The 16,013-nt window shown below is 54.6% G+C and carries 16 protein-coding genes; 14 read left to right on the plus strand and 2 right to left on the minus strand.

The features are described from left to right. Nucleotides 1-18: 18 nt before the first annotated feature. The 14 genes from ACG98I_RS06940 (at nt 19) to ACG98I_RS07005 (ending at nt 11,679) form a co-directional block, all read left to right on the plus strand. Entirely contained in the window at nt 19-489 is a 471-nt protein-coding gene (locus ACG98I_RS06940) for a hypothetical protein (protein ID WP_394719369.1), read from the plus strand. A gap of 722 nt (nt 490-1,211) precedes the next feature. Then, the gene (gene atpB / locus ACG98I_RS06945; protein ID WP_394719367.1) at nt 1,212-2,009 is read left to right on the plus strand and encodes a F0F1 ATP synthase subunit A; all 798 of its coding nucleotides are present in this window, start codon (nt 1,212-1,214) and stop codon (nt 2,007-2,009) included. Nucleotides 2,010-2,114: 105 nt separating this feature from the next. Next, a complete protein-coding gene (locus tag ACG98I_RS06950; RefSeq protein ID WP_394719365.1) occupies nt 2,115-2,354 on the plus strand; it encodes an ATP synthase F0 subunit C in 240 nt (79 codons plus the stop codon). 46 nt (nt 2,355-2,400) lie between these two features. Next, nucleotides 2,401-2,973, plus strand: a complete 573-nt coding sequence (locus ACG98I_RS06955; protein ID WP_394719363.1) for a F0F1 ATP synthase subunit B — start codon at nt 2,401-2,403, stop codon at nt 2,971-2,973. Between the two features lie 6 nt (nt 2,974-2,979). After that, nucleotides 2,980-3,795, plus strand: a complete 816-nt coding sequence (locus ACG98I_RS06960) for a F0F1 ATP synthase subunit delta (RefSeq protein ID WP_394719362.1) — start codon at nt 2,980-2,982, stop codon at nt 3,793-3,795. A 64-nt stretch (nt 3,796-3,859) separates the two neighbouring features. Next, nucleotides 3,860-5,500 carry a F0F1 ATP synthase subunit alpha gene (gene atpA / locus ACG98I_RS06965; protein WP_394719360.1) on the plus strand — a complete coding sequence of 547 codons (1,641 nt, stop codon included), beginning with the start codon at nt 3,860-3,862 and terminating at the stop codon, nt 5,498-5,500. Nucleotides 5,501-5,561: 61 nt separating this feature from the next. Beyond that, nucleotides 5,562-6,548 (plus strand): F0F1 ATP synthase subunit gamma, encoded by a 987-nt coding sequence (locus tag ACG98I_RS06970; protein WP_394719358.1) that lies wholly within the window; start codon nt 5,562-5,564, stop codon nt 6,546-6,548. 3 nt (nt 6,549-6,551) lie between these two features. After that, nucleotides 6,552-7,997 carry a F0F1 ATP synthase subunit beta gene (atpD, locus tag ACG98I_RS06975; protein WP_394719356.1) on the plus strand — a complete coding sequence of 482 codons (1,446 nt, stop codon included), beginning with the start codon at nt 6,552-6,554 and terminating at the stop codon, nt 7,995-7,997. 10 nt (nt 7,998-8,007) lie between these two features. Continuing rightward, nucleotides 8,008-8,379, plus strand: a complete 372-nt coding sequence (locus ACG98I_RS06980; RefSeq protein WP_394719355.1) for a F0F1 ATP synthase subunit epsilon — start codon at nt 8,008-8,010, stop codon at nt 8,377-8,379. 338 nt (nt 8,380-8,717) lie between these two features. After that, nucleotides 8,718-9,233 carry a DUF2550 domain-containing protein gene (locus ACG98I_RS06985; RefSeq protein WP_394719354.1) on the plus strand — a complete coding sequence of 172 codons (516 nt, stop codon included), beginning with the start codon at nt 8,718-8,720 and terminating at the stop codon, nt 9,231-9,233. Nucleotides 9,234-9,295: 62 nt separating this feature from the next. After that, on the plus strand, nt 9,296-9,988 hold the full coding sequence (gene nucS / locus ACG98I_RS06990) for an endonuclease NucS (protein WP_394719353.1): 693 nt from the start codon (nt 9,296-9,298) through the stop codon (nt 9,986-9,988). 26 nt (nt 9,989-10,014) lie between these two features. Beyond that, nucleotides 10,015-10,299 (plus strand): hypothetical protein, encoded by a 285-nt coding sequence (locus ACG98I_RS06995; RefSeq protein ID WP_394719352.1) that lies wholly within the window; start codon nt 10,015-10,017, stop codon nt 10,297-10,299. 43 nt (nt 10,300-10,342) lie between these two features. Further along, complete coding sequence (locus tag ACG98I_RS07000) at nt 10,343-10,666, plus strand: MTH1187 family thiamine-binding protein (protein ID WP_394719350.1); 324 nt, start codon at nt 10,343-10,345, stop codon at nt 10,664-10,666. A 77-nt stretch (nt 10,667-10,743) separates the two neighbouring features. Beyond that, a complete protein-coding gene (locus ACG98I_RS07005) occupies nt 10,744-11,679 on the plus strand; it encodes a co-chaperone YbbN (protein WP_394719349.1) in 936 nt (311 codons plus the stop codon). A 132-nt stretch (nt 11,680-11,811) separates the two neighbouring features. Here ACG98I_RS07005 and glgB read toward each other — a convergent pair whose 3' ends face one another. Beyond that, a complete protein-coding gene (gene glgB / locus ACG98I_RS07010; protein WP_394719348.1) occupies nt 11,812-13,932 on the minus strand; it encodes a 1,4-alpha-glucan branching protein GlgB in 2,121 nt (706 codons plus the stop codon). 59 nt (nt 13,933-13,991) lie between these two features. Then, on the minus strand, nt 13,992-16,004 hold the full coding sequence (locus ACG98I_RS07015) for a maltotransferase domain-containing protein (RefSeq protein WP_394719346.1): 2,013 nt from the start codon (nt 16,002-16,004) through the stop codon (nt 13,992-13,994). Between the last annotated feature and the right edge of the window lie 9 nt (nt 16,005-16,013).

A 16,013-nucleotide genomic window follows, 5' to 3' on the forward strand; every position in this document is an offset into this window, starting at 1 on the left:
GTAGTAGGATGTGCCAGCGTGAGTGAAACTTCAATAACCCCAAATAGCGGCGATGATGATGCCGGAAATGCGACCAGCAGCTTCGATGACCCACGTGTCCCGCTGCAACGCGCACTGCGCTTTGGCTCTATCGCACTAGCCATTATCACCGTCGTCTCATTGGCTGTATGGGGCGGTATGCGTGAACTGCCAGGAATCTGGGGTGTGCTCATTGGCGCAGCAATTGGCGGTGGCTTCGTTTTGATTACCGCCGCTTCAGTGCTCATAACCTCGAAGTCAACGCCGTCCACCACGATGGCTGTGGTCCTCGGTGGCTGGCTGCTCAAGGTTGTACTCTTGATTGTGGCCCTTATGATCATCCAGGGCATGGATTTCTATGACACGATGGCACTCTTTGTCACTGTCGTGCTTGCCTTGGTTGTTGTACTGGGGACTGAAGTGTGGGGCATCATCACGGCGCGAGTTACTTACGTGTCTGAAGTGCAGTAGTTCTGTCACAAGGTGCGCGTCTCAAGGGCGGGCTCAGGGAGGCGGGGATAGCGTTCAATCTTGGACGCCGTCCCCGCTTTTGATGTCCCAGACGATGTTCTGAGCGCGGCCGAATAAGTAGATTTGCGGGGTCAACTTTCGGGTGTAGGGGAGCGGACATTAATCTCGGAGGGAATTTCCACAAACCCGATAACCAATTGGAGTAAAAGTGACATCCGACTCATATTTTTGTCCGTGGGAAGAATGTCACTTAGCAGCGTTTATGCACGTTTTGGTGCATAAATGCGACCCATGGATCGATTTGGAAGCGGGGGTGATCGTCGGGGGTAAAAGTCTGGAAAATCGGAGATTCCAAAATAACTGTGATGAACCTTACTTGAACCTGGGAAACGGCAATGGACTGCGCAAACGTCTCGAAATTGGGATGAAAGTGGAAAAGGTGCATCGAAGGTTGGGGATTCGCTTCATTCGGGATCGGAAGAAGCCCATCTGAACTGATATTATTTCCTGCGGGTTACCGCGGAAGCGGCAAAAGTTATATTCGTGTCCTGCGAAATAGTTATGCCGTATCCCATTTACGGTGAATCCCTGTTACAACTTCGCTGATGTGCGACGGAGTCCGTAGTTGTGACAGAGAGTTTGAGACGTCCATCGCACCGTACGAATTCGACACTCGTACGGCCCGAACACGGGAGAGAACGCTGAGCGTTACAACATTGGCCATGAAGGGCAGCTTCCACGCGCCCGAACTGGACCCAGAATTTTTCCCGGGGCAATATTACGGCGACATCCTGTTTGACGATGTGTTGGGCGGATGGTTCGCACTTGATCGCATCATGTTGGTACGTCTGCTTATGGCGGCCATCTTGGTGCTTTTATTTATTGCAGCATTTAGGAACCCAAAGCTGGTTCCTAAGGGACTACAAAACGTCGCAGAATACGCGTTAGATTTCGTCCGTATTCATATCGCCGAGGACATTTTGGGGAAGAAGGAGGGTCGTCGCTTCTTGCCGTTGCTGGCGGCCATGTTCTTCGGAATCCTCTTCTGGAATGTTTCGACGATTATTCCGGGCCTGAATATCTCCGCGAACGCTCGTATTGGTATGCCAATCGTCTTGGCGGCCGCTGCTTACATCGCAATGGTGTACGCCGGTTCCAAGCGTTATGGCTTTGGTAAGTATGTGAAGTCTTCGGTGGTTATCCCTAACCTTCCGCCGGCGCTGCACCTGCTTGTCGTACCAATTGAGATTTTCTCGACTTTCATTTTGCGTCCCGTCACGCTGGCTATTCGTCTGATGGCGAACTTCCTTGCCGGCCACATCATTTTGGTTCTGCTGTACTCTGCCACGAACTTCTTCTTCTGGCAGCTCAACGGCTGGTCCTTAATGTCGGGCGTGACCTTGCTCGCAGCGGTTCTGTTTACGGTCTACGAGATCATCATCATCTTCCTGCAGGCATACATCTTTGCTCTGCTGACGGCGGTGTACATCGAGTTGTCACTTCACGCAGATTCGCACTAAAGGACGCCACCACGGCGTTCCAGTAATAAAACCCCAACTTCAAACCAACACCGACTTCGCCACTAAGAAAGTGTGGCGGAGAATTTTCGAAAGGGAACGACTTTCATGAACGACATTATCTTGGCTCAGGCAACCGAGACCTCCATCGATGGCCTTCAGTCCATCGGCTACGGTATCGCTACCATTGGCCCTGGCTTGGGTATCGGTATCCTCGTCGGTAAGACCGTTGAGGGCATGGCTCGTCAGCCTGAGATGGCTGGCCAGCTGCGTACCACCATGTTCCTGGGTATCGCCTTCGTTGAGGCACTTGCTCTTATCGGCCTGGTTGCAGGCTTCCTGTTCTAAAAAGCGCGCGTTAAAACCAAACCACCCTTTTTAAGACTGGAGACTTATGAACAACGTCTTTTTCTATCTTGCGGCGGAAGGAGAGGAATCCCTTCCATTGGAAGGCGGAAACTCTATCCTCCTCCCCAAGACATATGACATCGTCTGGTCTCTGATTCCGTTCATCATCATTCTGATCGTCTTCGCAATGTTTGTCATTCCGAAGTTCCAGGAATTGCTGCAAGAACGTGAAGACCGGATTGAGGGCGGCATCAAGCGCGCTGAAGCCCAGCAGGCTGAAGCAAAGGCCGCACTTGAGAAGTACAACGCACAGCTCGCTGATGCTCGCGCAGAGGCAGCTGAGATCCGTGAGCAGGCGCGTGAGCGCGGCAAGCAGATCGAGGCAGAGGCTAAGGCCCAGGCCGAGGAAGAAGCTCGCCGTATCGTCGCAGGTGGCGAAAAGCAGCTTGAAGCTTCCCGTGCACAGGTCGTATCCGAACTGCGCTCCGATATCGGACAGAACTCCATCAACCTGGCTGAGAAGCTGCTCGGCGGTGAACTCTCTGAGTCCACTAAGCAGTCTTCCACCATTGATAACTTCCTGTCTGAGCTCGACTCTGTGGCATCGGCCGGAAAGTAGGCAACTATGAAGGCAGCTAGCCGCGAATCGCTCGCATCCGCTCTTGAGTCCATGGATTCCATCCTGGCGGCTCAGTCGGGTGTTGCAGTATCCACTATGACCGGCATGGAACTGTTCGAGGTTGCCCAGATTTTGGGCGATGACCGCGAACTCCGTGGTGCGCTGATTGATGAATCCGCGTCAACCGATTCCCGTAAGAAGCTGGTTAATGACCTCTTCGGTGCAAAGGTTTCACCTGCAACCCTTCAGGTTGTAGAAAACGTTGCATCCTCCAAGTGGTCTTCCGCTCGGGAAATGGTTTCCGGACTGGTATCGCTGTCCCGTCGCGCACTATTGCGTGGCGCTGAGAGTGAAGGCCAGTTGGGTCAGGTTGAAGATGAACTCTTCCGTCTGTCCCGCATCCTGGACCGCGAGGGCGAACTCACCCAGCTGCTTTCTGACCGAGCTGCAGAACCTGCGCGCAAGCGCAAGTTGCTGGCAGATGTGCTCTACGGAAAGGTCACCAAGTTTACCGAGGCGCTCGCGCTTCAGGTAATCGACCGCCCAGAGCGCAACCCAATTGATGATGTTGCCCAACTGGCATCCGATGCAGCGCAGCTGCAAGGACGCACCGTGGCACATGTTGTCACTGCGGGTGAACTCAATGAAGGCCAGCAGGCAGTACTCGCCGAGAAGCTGGGCAAGATTTACGGTCGTGCGATGTCCATCCACTCTGAGGTTGACACCAGCCTCCTCGGTGGTATGACAATCCGCGTAGGCGATGAATTGATTGATGGTTCCACGGCAGGCAAGATTGCCCGCCTGCGTACCGCAATGAAGTAAACGACTACAACGACAGAATTGATTTAAGTAAGTGCTGGACGAATCTACCGAGAGTAGGAAGAACATGGCGGAGCTGACGATCTCCTCCGATGAGATCCGTAGCGCGATAGCGAACTACACCTCGAGCTACTCCGCGGAGGCCTCCCGTGAGGAGGTCGGCGTGGTCATTTCGGCAGCTGATGGTATTGCACAGGTTTCTGGCTTGCCTTCAGCTATGGCGAATGAGCTGCTCGAGTTCCCAGGCGGCGTAATCGGCGTCGCGCAGAACCTTGAAACCAACTCCATTGGTGTTGTTGTTCTTGGTAACTACGAGTCCCTCAAAGAAGGCGACCAAGTAAAGCGAACTGGAGAGGTTCTCTCCATTCCAGTGGGCGAGGAATTCCTCGGCCGCGTTATTAACCCATTGGGTCAGCCAATTGATGGCTTGGGCCCAATCGCTGGTGAAGAGGACCGCGTCCTCGAGCTGCAGGCACCTTCCGTGCTTCAGCGTCAGCCAGTTGAAGAGCCAATGCAGACCGGCATCAAGGCTATTGATGCTATGACCCCAATCGGTCGCGGTCAGCGTCAGCTCATCATTGGTGACCGTAAGACTGGTAAGACCGCAGTCTGCATCGACACCATCCTTAACCAGAAGGCTAACTGGGAATCTGGCGACAAGGATAAGCAGGTTCGCTGTATCTACGTCGCTATTGGTCAGAAGGGCTCCACCATTGCTGGTGTCCGCAAGACCCTTGAGGAGCAGGGCGCTCTGGAGTACACCACCATCGTGGCTGCTCCTGCATCCGACTCCGCAGGCTTCAAGTGGCTGGCGCCATTCTCCGGTGCTGCCCTTGGTCAGCACTGGATGTACCAGGGCAACCACGTCTTGGTCATCTATGATGACTTGACCAAGCAGGCTGAGGCTTACCGTGCGATTTCCCTGCTGCTGCGTCGCCCACCGGGCCGCGAAGCTTACCCAGGTGACGTCTTCTACCTGCACTCCCGTCTGCTGGAGCGTGCTGCAAAGCTCTCCGACGACATGGGCGCTGGTTCCTTGACCGCTCTGCCAATCATTGAGACCAAGGCGAATGACGTTTCTGCGTTCATTCCTACCAACGTTATTTCCATTACCGACGGCCAGGTCTTCCTGGAGTCCGACCTGTTCAACCAGGGCGTCCGTCCGGCAATTAACGTCGGTGTTTCCGTCTCCCGTGTTGGTGGTGCCGCACAGACTAAGGGTATGAAGAAGGTTGCAGGTAACCTGCGTCTTGACCTCGCTTCCTACCGTGATCTCCAGGGCTTCGCTGCCTTCGCTTCTGACCTGGACCCAGTGTCCAAGGCTCAACTTGAGCGCGGCGAGCGTCTGGTCGAGCTGCTGAAGCAGTCTGAGTCTTCTCCTCAGCCAGTCGAGTACCAGATGGTTTCCATCTTCTTGGCTGACTCTGGCGTCTTCGACGTCGTTCCCGTTGAAGACGTACGTCGCTTCGAAGCAGATCTGCAGGAGTACCTCGAGCAGAACACTCCTCAGGTCTACGAGCAGATTGCTGGCGGCAAGCCATTCTCCGATGAGTCCAAGGACGCATTGTTGGCTGCTGCTAAGGACTTCACTCCGACCTTCCGTACCACCGAGGGCCACAACTTGGGCACCGAAGCTCCAGTTGATCCTCTGGACGAAGGCGAAGTTAAGAAGACTGAGCTCACTGTCTCCCGTAAGACGGCTAAGTAAAGACCAATTGGTCTTAGCTGACACCGTTTAACTAGAAGAATAGAAGGGAGGAGCGAAAAACATGGCTAATCTTCGCGAACTACGCGACCGTATCCGGTCCGTAAACTCGACTAAGAAGATCACCAAGGCTCAGGAGCTCATTGCGACTTCACGCATTACCAAAGCCCAAGGCAAGGTAGAAGCGGCACAGCCGTATGCAAACGAGATGACCAGTATGATGAATCGTCTCGCGTCTGCAAGCTCGTTGGATCACCCAATGCTGCGTCACCGTGAGAACGGTAACGTTGCTGCCATTCTCGTGGTCACCTCAGACCGCGGTATGTGTGGTGGTTACAACAACAACGTCTTTAAGAAGGCAGCTGAACTCGAAGAACTTCTTCGTGGCCAGGGCTTTGATGTTGTTCGCTACGTAACTGGTGGTAAGGGCGTCGGCTACTACAGCTTCCGTGAAAAGGAAATTGTTGGCAGCTGGACTGGTTTCTCTCAGGATCCAAACTGGGAAGCTACCCACGACGTTCGTCACCACTTGATCGATGGCTTTATTGCCGGCTCCGAAGGCACCACTGCAGCTCGTGAGGGCTTGCACGCGGAAGGTGAAGGCCAGCCTGTACGTGGTTTCGACCAGGTACATGTTGTCTACACCGAGTTTGAATCCATGTTGGTTCAGACCCCACGTGCGCACCAGTTGTTGCCGATTGAACCGGTAATTAAGGAAGAGGAACTTCACCTGGGCGACTCTGCATTGGGCGATAGTGCTGATGAGCAACTATCGGCTGATTATGAGTTTGAACCGGATGCAGACACCCTGCTGGAGGCTCTGATGCCTCAGTACGTGTCCCGTATCCTTTTCTCCATGTTCTTGGAGGCTTCCGCTTCCGAGTCCGCAGCTCGTCGAACTGCAATGAAATCTGCTACTGATAACGCTAATGAGTTGGTTAAGGACTTGTCCCGTGTTGCCAACCAGGCTCGTCAGGCGCAGATTACCCAGGAAATCACAGAAATCGTCGGTGGCGCTGGCGCGCTCGCCGAAAGCGCAGAAAGTGACTAGATTATGACTTCAGCTCTGCAAGAGCAGAACACACAGTCGTCGGCAGTTGCCGGCCGTGTGGTGCGTGTCATCGGTCCGGTCGTCGACGTGGAGTTCCCGCGTGGCGGACTACCGGCACTGTACAACGCACTGACCGTCGAGATTAACCTCGAGGCTGTTGCACGTACTATTACCCTTGAGGTTGCACAGCACCTCGGCGACAACTTGGTTCGTGCCGTTTCCATGGCACCTACCGACGGCCTCGTTCGTGGCGCAGCTGTCAACGACACTCAGAAGCCAATCTCCGTGCCAGTCGGCGATGTTGTTAAGGGCCACGTCTTTAACGCATTGGGCGACTGCTTGGATGAGCCAGGCCTGGGTCGCGATGGCGAGCAGTGGGGTATCCACCGCGAACCACCAGCATTCGACCAGCTCGAAGGCAAGACCGAAATCCTCGAAACCGGCATTAAGGTTATTGACCTGCTGACCCCTTACGTTAAGGGCGGCAAGATTGGCCTCTTCGGCGGCGCAGGTGTGGGTAAGACCGTTCTTATCCAGGAGATGATTACTCGTATCGCACGCGAGTTCTCCGGTACCTCCGTCTTCGCAGGTGTTGGTGAGCGTACCCGTGAGGGCACCGACCTGTTCCTGGAAATGGAAGAAATGGGCGTACTGCAGGACACCGCCCTCGTGTTCGGCCAGATGGACGAACCACCAGGAGTTCGTATGCGCGTGGCTCTGTCCGGCCTGACCATGGCGGAGTACTTCCGCGATGTTCAGAACCAGGACGTGCTGCTGTTCATCGATAACATCTTCCGTTTCACCCAGGCAGGTTCCGAGGTCTCGACCCTTCTGGGTCGTATGCCTTCCGCTGTGGGCTACCAGCCAACCCTGGCTGATGAGATGGGTGTTCTTCAGGAGCGCATTACCTCGACCAAGGGCAAGTCGATTACCTCTCTGCAGGCCGTTTACGTTCCTGCGGATGACTACACCGACCCAGCTCCAGCGACCACCTTCGCTCACTTGGATGCAACCACCGAGCTTGACCGTGCAATTGCTTCTAAGGGTATCTACCCAGCAGTGAACCCTCTGACCTCGACTTCTCGTATTCTCGAGCCTTCGATCGTTGGTGAGCGTCACTACGCTGTTGCACAGCGCGTGATCAACATTCTGCAGAAGAACAAGGAACTCCAGGACATCATCGCCATCCTTGGTATGGACGAGCTTTCTGAAGAGGACAAGATTACCGTTCAGCGCGCACGTCGCCTCGAGCGTTTCTTGGGCCAGAACTTCTTCGTTGCAGAAAAGTTCACCGGTCTGCCAGGTTCTTACGTTCCTTTGACCGACACCATCGATGCTTTCGAGCGCATTTGCGACGGCGAATTCGACCACTACCCAGAGCAGGCATTCAACGGCCTGGGTGGCTTGGACGACGTCGAAGCAGCGTACAAGAAGCTGACTGAGAAGTAGGGAGAGGCACATGGCTGACATCACCGTGGAACTGGTAGCTGTAGAGCGCATGCTGTGGTCTGGTAAGGCCACCATCATTTCCGCAGAAACCACCGAGGGTGAGATCGGCGTGCTTCCGGGTCACGAACCAATGCTTGGCCAACTGGCTGAGAATTGTGTAGTTACCTTCCGCCCAGTCGACGGCGACCGCAAGGTTGCCGCTGTACAGGGTGGCTTCCTCTCCGTTTCCACCGAGAAGATCACCGTATTGGCTGACTGGGCTGTTTGGGCAGATGAGGTTGATGAATCTCAGGCTCAAGACGACGCCGCGTCATCTGATGCATTGGTTGCTTCCCGTGGACAGGCAGCACTTCGCGCCTTGGCTCGTTCCCGCGAAAACTAATTCGCATCATGAGCATTCGGAGATAAAGGGCAGCAAGTAACCGCCCTTCCTCTCTCACTTGAAAGGCACCCCGCCTCGGCGGGGTGCCTTTTGCTATGCCCAAAACTTGCCTTTGTGACAAAGCCAGCGCATTCATATCCTGCGTGAACCTCCACTCGTCATCATCCAAATGGTTCATTGTGAGTATCAGTGCGGCTTCTGTAGACTGTTTAAACAACTTGGAAGATTAATTGAACCGCTTCGCAGGCAGTTTGGTTGAGGCAGTTCATGGCAGAACTAGGTCCTTCTCCTGAGCGTGCTGTGGTGTGGTGAGGTTTGAGAAGGGAAGTACGGGATTAATGAGCGTAGGTTCAGTCCTCCTGTGGGCGCTAGTTATTATTGCCATTTTGTGCATATTCTCGGCAGCACTGCGCTTTTTCACTCTGCGTTCTCGCGGGACTTCTGTTCTTCTACGCAAGCTTCCGGCCAAGGATTACCACGGTTGGCGTCACGGCGTGCTCCGCTACAAGGGCGAACTCGTGGAATACTTCAAGCTGCGCTCTATTTCTCCCATGGCCGACTCAACTTTTAACCGCCTCGACATCGAGATGCTGGACACCCGTCCGGTTGATGATGCCGAGGCCGCTTTCATTTCTGATGACCACGTAGCGCTGCGTTTTGTGGTCAAGGGCGTGGAATATGAAATCGCATTGACTCAACACGCACTCATGGCTTTCGGCGCTTGGGTTGAGGCTTCACCCTCACAGCGTCAGGAGCGAATTGACTTCCGCCGCCTGCGTGACCGGGCTCAGCGTCCACGCGGAACGAATATGCCTTATGATCCGAATACTTGGACTGGCTATAGCAGCAATTAGTTTTCGGCCCTTTGTGCGCGCTAATTTTTGCTCACCGCGTTAGTCCGCATAATGTAGAGGGCATGCGTTTAGTCATCGCCCGTTGCTCCGTCGACTACGTCGGACGTTTGGATGCCCACCTTCCCATGGCAGACCGCCTGCTTCTATTGAAAGCAGACGGTTCTATTTCTGTGCATGCAGATGATCGGGCGTATAAGCCGCTCAACTGGATGACTCCACCGTGCAGCTTTGAGGAATCCGAGATCACCGATATCGATGGTGAAGCCACTGGTGAATTCTTGTGGCTGGTGGAGAATAAGAAGGGTGATCAGCTGCGCATCACCATTGAAGAGATTCACCAAGACATCACTGCCGAACTGGGCGAGGATCCAGGCTTAGTGAAGGACGGCGTCGAAGCCCATCTCCAGGAGCTACTGGCTGAGCACATCACCACCTTGGGCAAGGGCTACACCTTGGTACGTCGCGAGTACCCAACTGCGATCGGCCCAGTGGATATCATGGCCCAAGACGAGAAGAAGGGCTACGTCGCTGTTGAAATCAAACGCCGTGGTGAGATTGACGGCGTAGAGCAGTTGACCCGCTACCTGGAATTGCTCAACCGCGATGATGTTTTGGCACCGGTTTCTGGTGTCTTCGCAGCCCAAGAGATCAAACCTCAGGCACGTACTTTGGCAGAAGACCGTGGTATTCGCTGTGTCATCTTGGATTACCAAGAGCTACGCGGCATCGAGTCCAACGAGCTGCGTCTTTTCTAGGAACCAGGGGAGAAGGCCACAGCTTTATGGCGCGTAAGAACCGCCGCCAACGTACCGAACCTCGTGCCTTGCCACGGGATGCCGCAGTATTCTTCGGCGCTAGTACGGTCGATGGTCCTTCCTGGGATTTTGGTAGGCCCTACATCGTGCGTCAGGTGGGCGCGGCAGGCGCAACCAAAAATTACGTCTGTCCTGGTTGCAATCAAACGATCTTCCCAGGAATGTCACATATCGTGGCATGGCCAAAAGAGGGCGGCGGGCAAGTTGAAGAGCGCCGTCATTGGCATACCCGTTGCTGGGATCATCGATAGTTCGCTCCACAGCTGTTGCGGGTGAGGGGCTAGAATGGTCTGCATGATTGTTGCATTTTCCGTTGCGCCCACCATTACCAGTAATCCTGCCGCAGAGATGTCAGAGGCAGTTGCTGAAGCCGTCCGCGTTGTCCGTAATTCGGGTCTCCCACATGAAACCAATGCCATGTTTACGCTCATTGAGGGCGAATGGGATGAGGTCTTCGCAGTTATTAAGGAAGCAACCGCAGCTGTCGAGAAGGTGTCACCACGTACTTCTTTGGTGATTAAGGCAGATATTCGCCCCGGCTACACAGACCGTATTCGTGGCAAGGTCGACGCAATCGATAAGCATCTTGGTCCAGATACTTCTGAGAACCAGCTCTAAGCAAGAAGCATTCTGCGAATTAACGCGGTTTAGATAAAAATCCAGTAGAAATACTTAAGAAGGAGCAATCGAGTTCAATGACTAACCCGAATTCTGGATATGTCGGTGGCGCGCTAGATCTGAGCAAGGTCAAGGCGCAAGCTGAGGCGCGAGAGGCCGCCAAGAATCAAGCATCTGCACCTGGTCAGGTTGGTGGTATTGCGCCATTTTTCGAGGTAACCGATGCCAATTTCGAAAATGAGGTGGTGCGCCGTTCCACGCAGGTACCAGTCATCGCGGTTATCGGTACCTCGCGTTCGCAGGCTTCGGAACAACTGAAGACGGATTTCCAGGAGCTTGCAGCCCAGGGCGGTTTGAAGTTCATCGTTGGCTACATCGATGCCGATACTTTCCCGCAAATTGTGCAGGTTTTCGGCGTCCAGCAGCTTCCTACCGTAGTTGCCATTGGTGCTGGCCAACCGCTGACTAATTTTGAAGGCGGGCAGCCTAAGGAAGCACTGCAGCAGTGGGTTGATGCACTCGTTGAGCAGATTGGCCCCAAGCTCAAAGGTTTGGATGCCGAGGATATGCCTACTGAGGAAGCAGCAGAAGAAGTCGAGGATCCACGCCTGAGTGATGCTGAGGCTAAGCTCAACGCCGGTGATTTCGATGGCGCGATGGCCGTCTATGACCAGATTCTGGCCGATGACCCGAATAACGCTGATATCAAGCAGGCACGTAATACCACGATGTTGCTGAAGCGTCTCGACCCAGCAAACCGTACTGAGGATCCCATTGCCGCGGCGCAGCAGGCGCCAGAAGATATCGAGAAGCAATTCACTGCTGCCGATGCCGAGATCGTCGCCGGCAGCCCAGATTCCGCATTCGACCGTCTCATAACTTTGATTGCTGGCAATGTGGCGGGTGAGAAGGAGAAAGTTCGCGATAGGCTGTTGGAGCTTTTCCAGCTTTTCGACGCCGGCGATCCGCGTGTTCTCACTGCGCGCACCAAGCTCGCAAGCTCGCTCTACTAAGGAGCATTCAGAAGCGTCCCTTCACTAGTAAAGGATTGGGTGCGATATGAAATGAACCCTGTGTCAGCGTGACCTTCATGGTCAGCTGACACAGGGTTTTTCTGTGGAGACGTTACTTATCTCAACCAAGCCCTATTTCTTGAGCTGGTACCACTGCACGGAATTGGCTGGGATGTGTAGATTCACGTGATTGTCTGTGGAGGTGACTTCCTTGGCTAATGGGTTGCTGGCGCCTTCATAGATGCCATCATCGGTGTTGAGGATGAGCTCCCAAGTGCCGTCTTCCGGTACCCACAATTGGTAGGCCGGCTGCGAAGAACCCGAAAAGTTGCACGCGGCCAAAATTGCGTCGCCGTTGGTGCCGTAGCGGACATAGCCGAGGATAGAGTTACTGTGGTCATCAGCCTTGACCCATTGGAATCCGTCCTGGCTGAAGTCCTGGGACCAGAGTGCTGGATGCGCGCGGTAAGTGAGGTTTAAATCGCGCACTAAGCGCTTGATGCCGTGGTGGTACTCAGAGCCCCAGCCGTCCAGGTTGGACCAATCTACGGAGTATCCTTCAGACCATTCGGTGGTCTGACCGAATTCACAACCCATAAACATGAGCTTTTTGCCCGGGTGGCTGAACATATAGCCGAAGAGCGCACGTACGCCGGCGGCCTTATTCCAGTCATCACCGGGCATACGCGTCCACAACGTGCCCTTGCCATGAACGACCTCGTCATGGCTAAAGGGCAGCATGTAGCGCTCAGAATAGGCATAGACCATAGAGAAGGTCAGCTCATTGTGGTGGTAGCTGCGGTGGATGGGGTCATGGCCGAAGTACTCGAGAGTGTCATTCATCCAACCCATATTCCACTTCAGGTTAAAGCCCAGCCCGCCGTCTTCGGTGGACTTAGTAACGCCTGGCCAGGAGGTGGATTCTTCAGCGATGGTGAGTACACCTGGGTGGTGGCGGTGCAGGGTAGCGTTGGTTTCCTGCAGGAATTGTACGGCCTCCAGGTTCTCACGCCCGCCATATTGGTTCGGCAACCAATCCTCACGCGAGTAGTCCAGGTACAGCATAGATGCGACAGCATCAACGCGCAGGCCATCGATGTGGAACTCTTCGGCCCAGTACAAGGCATTTGCGACGAGGAAGTTGCGAACCTCATGGCGTCCGAAATCAAAGACATACGTGCCCCAGTCGCTTTGCTCGCCGCGGCGTGGATCCGGGTGCTCATAGCAGGCCTGGCCATCGAATTTACCCAGTGAGAAAGAATCCTTAGGAAAGTGTGCGGGGACCCAGTCCACGATGACACCAATGCCCGCAGCGTGGAGCGCATCAATCAGGGAGCGTAAGTCATCTGGGTCGCCCCAACGCGCACTCGGCGCGTAGTAGCCAGAAACCTGATAACCCCAGGAACCGCCAAAAGGATGCTCAGCGACGGGCATGAGCTCTACGTGGGTATAGCCGTGCTCCAACAGGTAAGGAATGAGCTCTTCACGCAGAGTGGCGTAGTTAGAGCCCTGCTTCCAGGAACCCACGTGGACTTCGTACACGCTCATCGGCACGTTGAGATCGCTCGTGCGATTGTTCATCCACTCGGTGTCCTGCCATTCATAGGATGATTCTTCGATCACCGAGGCGGTCTCTGGTGGAGCTAGGGTTTTGCGGGCCATCGGGTCGGCTTTATCAATCCGGTGGCCTTCCTTGGTTTGAATAGCGAATTTATAGCGCTCGCCCGCACCGATTCCCGGGATGAATACTTCCCAGATGCCTGTTGAGCCCAGCGAGCGCATAGGGTACTGCGAAGCATTCCATCCACAGAAGTCACCGACAACTGAGACACCTTCCGCATTCGGTGCCCACACCGAAAAGGCCGTACCGGTAATCTCACCTAGTTCAGAGTCATAGGTTTTAATGTTCGCGCCCATGACATCCCACAGGCGCTCATGCCGGCCTTCAGAAATCAGGTGCAGGTCTAAAGAGCCCAGGGTGGGCAGGAATCGGTATCCATCAGCGACATCACGTGGCGGCTGCGCAGGATAGGTAATCCGCAGGCGGTAATCCACGTTGTCTTCCAATTCGGCGAAGAAGATATCATCACCGATGTTGCGCATCGGGAGAACCTCTGAAGCTGTCACCAACTCCACGCGCTCAGCACCAGGGCGGCGGGTATGAACGGTGCCGTCATGCCAGCCATAGAAACCATGCGGATCATAGTGGCGGCACTGGTTGAGGAGACGGAGGTCATCTGCAGGAATGCTCATGTTTTAAACGTTACCTTTATACAGGGGTATGGAATTGGCGAGAGGGAAATTGCATGTGCTTAAGCGCGGTAGTCATTGACCTTGCGCCATGACAGGCGCTCGCGACGGGAAGCTTCAACCTCTGGCAGCACAAAGATGTGCGCAACATCGCGCAGGGGTTCGAGGCGTACGAAGTTTCGCTCGGACCATTCATAGCTGGCACCGGAAATCTGGTCATGGACGACATAGGACTCACCAGGTTCCATACCGATTGCCTCATAATCAATGGTGACGGTTGCTTCTTGGGCGTTGCGAGGATCCAAATTTACAACGGTCAAAACAACGTTGCCTGTGGTGGAATCTGCCTTGGAATATGCCAGCACATTCGGGTTATCTGCATTATGGAAGTGCAGGTTGCGCAGCTGCTGCAGGGCAGGGTTATCCCGGCGAATCATGTTTAGGCTGCGAATGAAGGCCTCTAAAGAGTCCCCGGAGTTGACGGCAGCCTGGAAATCGCGTGGGCGCAGCTCATACTTTTCTGAGTCCATGTATTCTTCGCTGCCAGGTTTGACCGGTACGTGCTCGTAGAGCTCAAAGCCCGAGTACACACCCCACAACGGGGACATGGTGGAAGCAAGTACTGCACGAATCGCGAACATTGCGCGGCCACCGGTCTGCAATGACTCATGCAAAATATCCGGGGTATTGACAAAGAGGTTCGGGCGGCAGAAATCAGCCTGCAATGCGTGTTCCGTAGCGAACTCGATGAGCTCATCCTTGGTGGTTTTCCACGTGAAATAGGAATAAGATTGCGAGAACCCATTCTTTGCCAAGCCGTAGAGACGGGCTTGGCGGGTAAAGGCTTCCGCCAAGAAGATGACGCCCGGGTGAGTGGCATGCACCTTAGAGATCAACCATGACCAGAAATTGGTCGGTTTCGTGTGTGGGTTATCCACGCGGAAAGTACTTACGCCTGCCTCTACCCAGTGCATGACCACCTGGTAGATCTCTTCATAGATCTTCTCAGGCGCGTTATCAAAGTTAATGGGGTAGATGTCCTGGTACTTCTTCGGTGGGTTTTCAGCATAGGCGATGGTGCCATCTGCCAACACAGTGAAGTACTCCGGATTGCTCTTGGCCCACGGATGATCAGGGGAGGCCTGCAGCGCCAAGTCCAGGGCGATTTCAAGTCTCAGATCATTAGCGCGGATCACCAGTTCCTTGAACTCCTCCAAGGTGCCCAGCTCCGGATGGGTCTTGGTGTGGTCTTGAATAGCCCACGGGGAGCCGACATCGCCTTCTTCGGGGGTCAGCGTATTATTTTTGCCCTTGCGGTGAACCTCACCAATGGGGTGGATTGGTGGAAAGTAGACGGTGTCAAAGCCCATGGCTGCTACGCGCTCTAATGCTTCTGCGGTGGTAGCAAAGGTGCCATGCACTGGGTTGCCGTCCTCATCGCGTCCACCTGTGGAGCGTGGGAAAAGCTCATACCAAGAATTAAATAGTGCCTGTGGGCGCTCCACGAGTACTTCCTGAGTAGGGCCTTCAGTCAGCATTTCACGGAAGGGATGGCGGCGCAGGATATCTAAGGTGGAATCAGCTAATGCCAGCTCGACGCGCTCTTCCACAGTGGCCGTGCGGTCATCCAGATTGACGCCCGCGCGCAGCAATGTCCGGCTCTCTGGTCCATCAATCGCTAAGCCTGCGCGTGCATAAAGATTCGAACCATGTGCTAAGTCATTAGCTAATTCATCTGCATCTTGGCCAGCAGCCATCTTCTTTTCTACGGCATTGCGCCAGGTGGACAGTGGATCCGACCAGGCGTCAACGCGATAAGCCCAGGTGCCTTCAGTGCCCGGCGTGAAGACACCATGCACGCGGTCAGGATTGAAAGGATCGACGCTCATGGTGGTGCTGGAAACCATTTGTGGGTTGGCAGTGGACCACACTGTCAGTGTTGCTGCGATGGCATCATGGCCTTCGCGCCACACCAGGGCGGTCACGGGCACTACTTCTCCAACAACTGCTTTGACCGGCAATGCCCCATTGTCAATGCGGGGCCGAACGTCATCTATCCCAAGGCGCTGAGTCATGAAACTCAG

Source organism: Corynebacterium sp. L4757, assembly GCF_043673995.1.
Classification (GTDB): Bacteria; Actinomycetota; Actinomycetes; order Mycobacteriales; family Mycobacteriaceae; genus Corynebacterium.

What these genes read in the sequence shown, in the direction of transcription:
- atpA (WP_394719360.1), top strand. Translation starts at nt 3,860, where the DNA reads ATGGCGGAGCTGACGATCTCCTCCGATGAGATCCGTAGCGCGATAGCG.
- ACG98I_RS07000 (WP_394719350.1), top strand. Translation starts at nt 10,343, where the DNA reads ATGATTGTTGCATTTTCCGTTGCGCCCACCATTACCAGTAATCCTGCC.
- nucS (WP_394719353.1), top strand. Translation starts at nt 9,296, where the DNA reads ATGCGTTTAGTCATCGCCCGTTGCTCCGTCGACTACGTCGGACGTTTG.
- ACG98I_RS06960 (WP_394719362.1), top strand. Translation starts at nt 2,980, where the DNA reads ATGAAGGCAGCTAGCCGCGAATCGCTCGCATCCGCTCTTGAGTCCATG.
- atpD (WP_394719356.1), top strand. Translation starts at nt 6,552, where the DNA reads ATGACTTCAGCTCTGCAAGAGCAGAACACACAGTCGTCGGCAGTTGCC.
- ACG98I_RS06995 (WP_394719352.1), top strand. Translation starts at nt 10,015, where the DNA reads ATGGCGCGTAAGAACCGCCGCCAACGTACCGAACCTCGTGCCTTGCCA.
- ACG98I_RS07015 (WP_394719346.1), bottom strand. Translation starts at nt 16,004, where the DNA reads ATGACTCAGCGCCTTGGGATAGATGACGTTCGGCCCCGCATTGACAAT.
- glgB (WP_394719348.1), bottom strand. Translation starts at nt 13,932, where the DNA reads ATGAGCATTCCTGCAGATGACCTCCGTCTCCTCAACCAGTGCCGCCAC.
- ACG98I_RS06980 (WP_394719355.1), top strand. Translation starts at nt 8,008, where the DNA reads ATGGCTGACATCACCGTGGAACTGGTAGCTGTAGAGCGCATGCTGTGG.
- ACG98I_RS06950 (WP_394719365.1), top strand. Translation starts at nt 2,115, where the DNA reads ATGAACGACATTATCTTGGCTCAGGCAACCGAGACCTCCATCGATGGC.
- atpB (WP_394719367.1), top strand. Translation starts at nt 1,212, where the DNA reads ATGAAGGGCAGCTTCCACGCGCCCGAACTGGACCCAGAATTTTTCCCG.
- ACG98I_RS06955 (WP_394719363.1), top strand. Translation starts at nt 2,401, where the DNA reads ATGAACAACGTCTTTTTCTATCTTGCGGCGGAAGGAGAGGAATCCCTT.
- ACG98I_RS07005 (WP_394719349.1), top strand. Translation starts at nt 10,744, where the DNA reads ATGACTAACCCGAATTCTGGATATGTCGGTGGCGCGCTAGATCTGAGC.
- ACG98I_RS06970 (WP_394719358.1), top strand. Translation starts at nt 5,562, where the DNA reads ATGGCTAATCTTCGCGAACTACGCGACCGTATCCGGTCCGTAAACTCG.
- ACG98I_RS06985 (WP_394719354.1), top strand. Translation starts at nt 8,718, where the DNA reads ATGAGCGTAGGTTCAGTCCTCCTGTGGGCGCTAGTTATTATTGCCATT.